Origin of the sequence: Streptomyces sp. NPDC051286, assembly GCF_044455345.1 — a bacterium.
Classification (GTDB): Bacteria; Actinomycetota; Actinomycetes; order Streptomycetales; family Streptomycetaceae; genus Streptomyces.
Genome location: NZ_JBITER010000059.1, coordinates 24988 through 31761, shown reverse-complemented (window position 1 = coordinate 31761; position 6774 = coordinate 24988). Strand labels below are relative to the sequence as shown.

The 6774-nt window shown below is 69.1% G+C and carries 5 protein-coding genes; 2 read left to right on the top strand and 3 right to left on the bottom strand.

What is annotated here, in order from left to right; all coding sequences use genetic code 11:
- Window positions 1-1149: 1149 nt before the first annotated feature.
- On the bottom strand, window positions 1150-2169 hold the full coding sequence (locus ACIBB8_RS33400) for a hemolysin family protein (protein ID WP_398958554.1): 1020 nt from the start codon (window positions 2167-2169) through the stop codon (window positions 1150-1152).
- Window positions 2166-3512 (bottom strand): hemolysin family protein, encoded by a 1347-nt coding sequence (locus ACIBB8_RS33395; RefSeq protein ID WP_398958551.1) that lies wholly within the window; start codon window positions 3510-3512, stop codon window positions 2166-2168. Before ACIBB8_RS33395 ends, ACIBB8_RS33400 begins: the two co-directional genes overlap by 4 nt.
- Before the next feature lie 332 nt (window positions 3513-3844).
- Between ACIBB8_RS33395 and ACIBB8_RS33390 the strand changes: the two genes are divergently transcribed.
- Entirely contained in the window at window positions 3845-4051 is a 207-nt protein-coding gene (locus ACIBB8_RS33390) for a hypothetical protein (protein ID WP_398958557.1), read from the top strand.
- A 94-nt stretch (window positions 4052-4145) separates the two neighbouring features.
- A complete protein-coding gene (locus ACIBB8_RS33385) occupies window positions 4146-5198 on the top strand; it encodes a sporulation protein (RefSeq protein WP_398958549.1) in 1053 nt (350 codons plus the stop codon).
- A gap of 182 nt (window positions 5199-5380) precedes the next feature.
- Here ACIBB8_RS33385 and ACIBB8_RS33380 read toward each other — a convergent pair whose 3' ends face one another.
- Window positions 5381-6772, bottom strand: coding sequence for a solute carrier family 23 protein (locus ACIBB8_RS33380; protein WP_358861538.1), 1392 nt, complete (start codon window positions 6770-6772; stop codon window positions 5381-5383).
- Between the last annotated feature and the right edge of the window lie 2 nt (window positions 6773-6774).

Genomic DNA, 6774 nt, shown 5'->3' with positions numbered 1-6774 from the left:
CGGGGGGGGGTTGTGTTGGCGGCGCCCCGCCTCCCCCCCTCGGTCGCCCACCCCCGGGGGGGGGCCCCCCCCCCCGCCCCCCGCGCGCCCCCCCCCCCCCCCCCCCCCCCCCCCCACGGCCGCACGTCGTTGGAGGCGCTGTGAAAGGTAGGTTCGCGTTCCGTGTGCGGGGGAATCGTCCCTCAGCCTTCGCCGAAGGTCACAGCCGAGGCAACTCGAGTGAGCACTGCCGCCGAGACGAACCGTCGCAGAATCCGACGGGCCGTCACGAAATTTTGAGGCCGGCGTCCCGAGTGGCGCCGCCCAGAATCTTCCTGCTATGTGAACTCTTGCCTCGATATACGCGTGATGGTCACTCGCGGGTGCTGAGGCACCGGCTTGCCAGGGTCGGCGACTGCGAGTTCAACGGGCCATGAACCACCTGGGTAGACGCCGACGACATCGGTACTGACGCGTGCTGTCGCGCTGAAGCCCCCCGAACCCTGTACACGAATGTCGACCTCGTAAAGTGCCCGGTCCGTGCCGGTATTGACGATCTCCACGGGCACGGTGAATCCCGCGCTGGTGCGGACAGGGGTATAGACCTTGGCGTCCCCCTTTGAAGCGATTACTTCCTGGGAGTTCTGGTTGACAGCATTGGTCGAGGACGGCTGGGGGCTCGTCGACACTTCTCGGGCGGCGTTGGACGTCCGCTCCTTGTCAATGGAGTCGGCGGAACCCGATGAACCAGCATGGGCGGACGAGCTAATGGCCGGCGCGGAGGTCGCCTGCGTGCCGCCGCAGCCTGCCACGAGGGGGACCGATGCCAACGCCGCGACTGTCAGCGCCGCGACCGGGCCTCGGCCCTTTGTGCGGCCGCGCGAGTCAGGGGGGTCAACTAAAGGGGAGAACATGGTCAACCTGACTTTCGATGAGTCTGGGGGTTCTGACGGGCTTTCATTCAAGCAACCCGTTGGTGCATACAGCCCTGAGGAGACTGCGGGGCTCCACGAGTCTCACTTCGTACGCGGGGCCTGTTTACCGCGCCCATGGAGGGTGCGGCCAGGTCACTGTGCTGATGAAGAGCAGTTCGGCCCTACCGGACAGGAAACAGCAACTGATCGACCTGCCTGGGTGTCTGCACGCGTGAGGCCGCCCAGGTTGGCCGTGTCAGCGGAGTGCGGCGGCCCCGACGAGTTCCTCCAGCACGTCTTCCATGGTGACCAGACCGATGACCGTCCCCTTGCTGCCGGTCACGGCGGCCAGACGGGTGTGGGCGGCGCGCATGGCGGTCATGGCGTCGTCCAGCGGCGTCTCAAGGCCGATCTTGGTGATCGGGTGCAGGGAGGCGCGGGGGAAGGGTTGGTCACAGTGCTCGGCGGCGAGGGCGTCCTTGATGTGGAGGTAGCCGAGCAGCTCGTCTCCGGGGCCGGTGACGGGCAGGCGGGAGTAGCCATGCTCGGAGGCGGTGCGTTCGAGCTGGCGGGGGGTGGTGTCGTGGGCGACGGTGGCCACCCGGGCCAGGGGCACCATGATGTCGCCGACGGGCCGTTTGCCGAGTTCGAGGGCGTCTTGGAGGAGTTCGCCGTCGGCAGGGTCGAGCAGGCCGGCGGCGGAGGAGTCCTTGACCAGGCGGGCGAGTTCGTCGTCGGTGAAGACCGCGGCCACCTCGTCTTTGGGCTCGACCTTCAGTAGCCGCAGGAGGCCGTTGGCGAAGGCGTTGATACCGAAGACCACCGGCCGCAGGGCCCGGGTGACGGCGACCAGAGGTGGGCCGAGCAGCAGTGCGGTCTGAGCCGGGGCGGCGAGCGCGATGTTCTTCGGCACCATCTCGCCGATCAGCATGTGCAGGTAGGTCGCCAGGGTCAGGGCGATGACGAAGGCGATCGGGTGGATCAGGGGCTCGGGTACGCCGAGTGCGTGGAAGGGCGGCTCGAGCAGGTGAGCGATCGCCGGTTCGGCCACTGCGCCCAGGACGAGGGAGGAGACGGTGATGCCGAGCTGAGCGGTCGCCAGCATGACGGAGAGGTGCTCCAGTGCCCACAGGGCCGCCTTCGCGCGCCGGTTGCCCCTCACCGCAGCGGGTTCGATCTGGCTGCGGCGTACCGAGATCAGGGCGAACTCGGCGCCGACGAAGAAGGCGTTGGTGACCAGGGTGAGGGCACCGATCAGGAGCTGGATCGCGGTCATCGGGCCTCCTCCCCGGAAGCGGTCTTGTCAGTGTCGGCAGTAGGCGCGGGTGCGGTGAGGTGGATGCGGTCGGCGCGGTGGTGGTCTATGTCCAGGACCGTCAGGTCCCAGCCGTCCACGGTGATGGTGTCGCCGGGGGTGGGGATGCGTTCGAGGTGGGTGGCAATCAGGCCGGCCAGTGTCTCGTACGGCCCCTCGAGGGCTTCGAGGCCTATCTCGGCAAGCTGGTCGAGTCGGATCGAGCCGTCTGCTTCCCACATTTTGCGGCCCTCCGGGTCGGGCCTTTCGATCAGGTCGGGGACCTCGTGCGGGTCGTGCTCGTCGCGGACCTCGCCGACGACCTCCTCGATGATGTCCTCGACGGTGGCGACGCCGGCGGTGCCGCCGTACTCGTCGATGACCACGCCCATGGTGCGGGCCAGCCGCAGTCGGCCGAGGAGGGTGTCGACCGGGAGGGAGTGCGGCACCAGCAGTGCGGTGGTCATCAGCTCCGTGACCAGGGTCGTGGCCCGGGCGTCGTCGTCGAGGGCAAGGACGTCACGGATGTGGAGGGTGCCGATGACCTCGTCGAGGGTGTCCTTGTAGACAGGGAAGCGGGAGATGCCGGTGGCCAGGGTGAGGCCGGCGGCATCGGCGGCGGTGGCGTGCACCTCCAGGGCGCGGACGTCCACGCGTGGGGTCATCACGTTCTCCGCGGTCAGTTCACTCAGGTGGATGGTGCGGACGAACAGCTCGGCGGAGTCGGCCTCGATCGCGCCCTGGCGTGCGGAATGGCGGGCCAGTGCCACCAGCTCCTCCGGGGTGCGGGCGTGCGCCAGCTCCTCGGCCGGCTCCATGCCGAACCGGCGCACGACGCGGTTGGCGGTGTTGTTCAGGTGGCGGATCAGCGGGGCGAACGCGGCGGTGAAGGCCCGCTGCGGGCCGGCGACCACCTTGGCCACGGCGACGGGGCGGGAGATCGCCCAGTTCTTCGGCACCAGCTCGCCGACCACCATCAGCACCACCGTCGAGGCCACCACGCCCAGCAGGGTGGCGGTGGTGCCTACCGCCCCTTCGGGCAGGCCGGCGGCGGTCAGCGGGCCGTGCAGAAGGGCGGAGACCGACGGCTCGGCGAGCATGCCGATGACCAGCGAGGTCACGGTGATGCCCAGCTGGGCGCCGGACAGTTGGAAGGTCAGGCGCTTGACGGCCTTCAGCGCGCTGTCGGCGCCGCGTTCACCGGCCGCGACGGCAGCTTCGAGTTCGCTGCGTTCGGCGGTGGTCAGCGAGAACTCGGCCGCAACGAACACCGCGCACGCCAGCGTCAGAGCGAGGGCGAGCAGGAGGAGCAGTAGCTCTGTCACCGTGCCACCCCCGCTCCCGGCTCAACAGTTTTCGGGCTGGGTGTGGCACGGCGGCAACTGGGAGGTTCACCCATTGCGGGTCTGGTGCTCCTTCTCCTTCTCGGCCGGCCGCGGGTGCGGCCGGCAGGTGCTGGTCGGTGAGACAGTGTCACCGACACAACGGTAAAGCGGTCGTAAAAATGCCACTTCGGGCGCCCTGAGCTCCCGACAGCGAGCGCTTTTCAGACTTTCCACCCGAAGGTGCCGCGAGGGCATCACCAGAGCCTGTCCTGCCCCTATTCTTCTACAGCGATGTAGAGGGCATGGGGCGGGTTCCAGCCGGTTGCACGTGCCTGAATGCTGGTCAACTGCCTCTTGGGAGGGGCTTGTCGTGGCTTCGAAAGGTGCCGGCAGCTCCCGTCTCCGCGCTCAAGGGCGTCTTCGACCGGAAGGGCGAGCTGCTGAAGGAGGCGTTCGGGATCAAGACTGTCGCCGACCTCGCCGATCTGAAGTACGCCCGCTGGGCGCAGGCGCTGGTCACGCTCGACGTCGCGAAGTAACACCCCTCCGGGCGGGGCAGGCGCCGGCTCCATGGCGACGCCTGCCCCCGTCCGGTTCTTTGAAGATCACGTACACGAGAAGGGGAACGCCGTCATGGTGTTCAAGAAGCTGCTCGGTTCGCTCGGTGTGGGCGGCCCGCAGGTGGACACGGTCCTGGACCCGATCGCCGCCGTCCCTGGTGGGACCCTGTCGGGTCAGGTCAACCTGAGGGGCGGGAACGCCGACTTCACCATCGACCACATCACCCTGGAACTGGTCGCCCGCGTGGAGGCCGAGCACGACCACGGCGAGTCCGAGGGCACGGTCGTCTTCCACCGCACGACCGTGGGCGGCAGCTTCCGCCTGGCCGAGGGCGGGCTGCGCTCGGTCCCGTTCGCCTTCCCGCTGCCGCACGAGACGCCGATCACCGAGCTGTACGGGCAGCCGCTCGGCATCATTCTCGGCGTGCGGACCGAGCTGGGGGTGGCCGGCGCCAAGGACAAGGGCGACCTCGACCAGCTCGCGGTACGGCCGCTGCCCGCCCAGGAAGCGATCCTGGAGGCCCTGGGCCAACTCGGCTTCGCCTTCAAGTCCGCCGACCTGGAGTACGGGCACATCCACGGCACCGGCCAGCAGCTGCCCTTCTACCAGGAGATCGAACTCACCCCGCCCGCGCAGTACGCCCACCAGGTCAGCGAGATCGAGGTCACCTTCCTCGCCTCCCCGGCAGGCGTGGAGGTCGTCATCGAGGCGGACAAGCACGGAGGCCTCTTCCACGGCGGCCACGACGCGCTGACCCGCTTCTCCTACGGCCACCACGAGGCCGCCGGCCGCAACTGGAACGCCGAGGTCGAGACCTGGATGAACCAGCTCCTCGGCCACGACCCATACGGCCACACCCCGCACATCCCGCACGCGGCGCACGACCCGTACGGGCACAGCGGGTACGGCACGCACGCCGACAAGGGTCACGGCCACGGCGGACACCAAGGCCACGACGACCACGGGCACCGCTCCGGGCCCGGCATGGGCACCGCCATCGCGGCCGGCGCCGCGGGCCTGGCCGTGGGTGTGGTCGGCGGCATGGTGGCCGCCGAAGTCGTCGACGAGATCGGCGACTTCTTCGAAGGCGAAGACGAGGACGAGGGCGGGGACGACGACGAGTAGCCTGCACGGCCAGTAGCTCCCGTCAGGGTTCTGGCAAGGCGCCGTCAGACCGAAAGGATGGCGGGACGACCTCCGCGAGATGACTCCTGGCGACCTGGTCAGCCGGGCCGGCCCGGCGTCACAGCGGAGGGCCGACCGCGGTCCAGCCAGCGGTCGGCCCTCGGAATCTCTGCCGGGCGTGGCTACTGCGTGGGCGGCTTGGTGTCGTCGTACGAGGACGTACCCGCGTCCAGCAGGGGCTCCTGGGTCTTCAGATGGGCCGGGGCGAAGGCCCGAAGCACGTGGTAGCCGGTGATCACGACGATGGTGCCGAGGGCGATTCCGCTCAGCTCGAAGTTGTCGGTGATTTTCAGGCTGACCCCGCCGACGCCGATGATGATGCCCGCGGCGGCCGGTACCAGATTCAGCGGGTTACGGAGGTCGACGTTGCCGCTCATCCAGATCTGGGCGCCCAGCAGACCGATCATTCCGTACAGGATGACGGTGATGCCGCCGAGGACCCCGCCCGGGATGGCGGCGACGACCGCACCGAACTTGGGGCAGAGGCCGAACAGCAGGGCGAAGCAGGCGGCGGCCCAGTACGCGGCGGTGGAGTAGACGCGGGTGGCGGCCATGACGCCGATGTTCTCGGAGTACGTGGTGTTGGGCGGGCCGCCCACGGCGGTGGAGAGCATGGAGGCCACGCCGTCCGCCGAGATGGCGGTGCCGAGCTTGTCGTCGAGCGGGTCACCGGTCATCTCGCCGACGGCCTTGACGTGCCCTGCGTTCTCCGCGATCAGCGCGATCACCACCGGCAGCGCGACCAGGATCGCGGACCACTCGAAGCTCGGGGCGTGGAAGGACGGCAGTCCGATCCAGTCGGCCTTGGAGACACCCGACAGGTCGAGCCGCCAGTGGTCGACCACCTCGGCGCCGCCCGCCGGTGAATGGATTTTGCCGAAGACCTGGTCCAGGACCCAGGACAGCACATAGCCGAAGACCAGGCCGAGGAAGATCGCGATACGCGAGAAGAATCCGCGCAGGCACACGACGGCCATTCCGGTGAACAGCATCACCGCCAGCGCGGTCCACTGGTCCTGCGGCCAGTACGTCGATGCGGTGACCGGTGCGAGGTTGAAGCCGATGAGCATGACGACGGCGCCGGTGACCACGGGCGGCATCGCCGCATGGATGATCCGAGCGCCGAACCGCTGCACCGCGAGACCCGCGAGGAAGAGCGCCGCGCCGACGACGAAGACCGCCCCGGTGACGACAGAGCTGTCGCCGCCACTGGCCCGGATGGTCGCGGCCACGCCGACGAAGGAGAGCGAGCAGCCCAGGTAGCTGGGCACCCGGCCGCGGGTGGCCAGCAGGAAGATGGCCGTCGCGACACCCGACATCATGATCGCGAGGTTCGGATCCAGACCCATGAGCACGGGAGCGACGAACGACGCGCCGAACATGGCCACTACGTGCTGGGCGCCGAGCCCGAACGTACGGGGCCAGGAGAGCCGCTCGTCGGGCCGGACCACGGCCCCCGGTGCGGGGGTCTTTCCGTCGCCGTGCAAGGTCCAGCGCACGCCGAGGCCGCCCATGG

Excerpts from the sequence above, each read along its gene's own strand:
- ACIBB8_RS33385 (WP_398958549.1), top strand. The coding sequence starts at position 4,146 with ATGGTGTTCAAGAAGCTGCTCGGTTCGCTCGGTGTGGGCGGCCCGCAG.
- ACIBB8_RS33400 (WP_398958554.1), bottom strand. The coding sequence starts at position 2,169 with ATGACCGCGATCCAGCTCCTGATCGGTGCCCTCACCCTGGTCACCAAC.
- ACIBB8_RS33380 (WP_358861538.1), bottom strand. The coding sequence starts at position 6,772 with ATGGGCGGCCTCGGCGTGCGCTGGACCTTGCACGGCGACGGAAAGACC.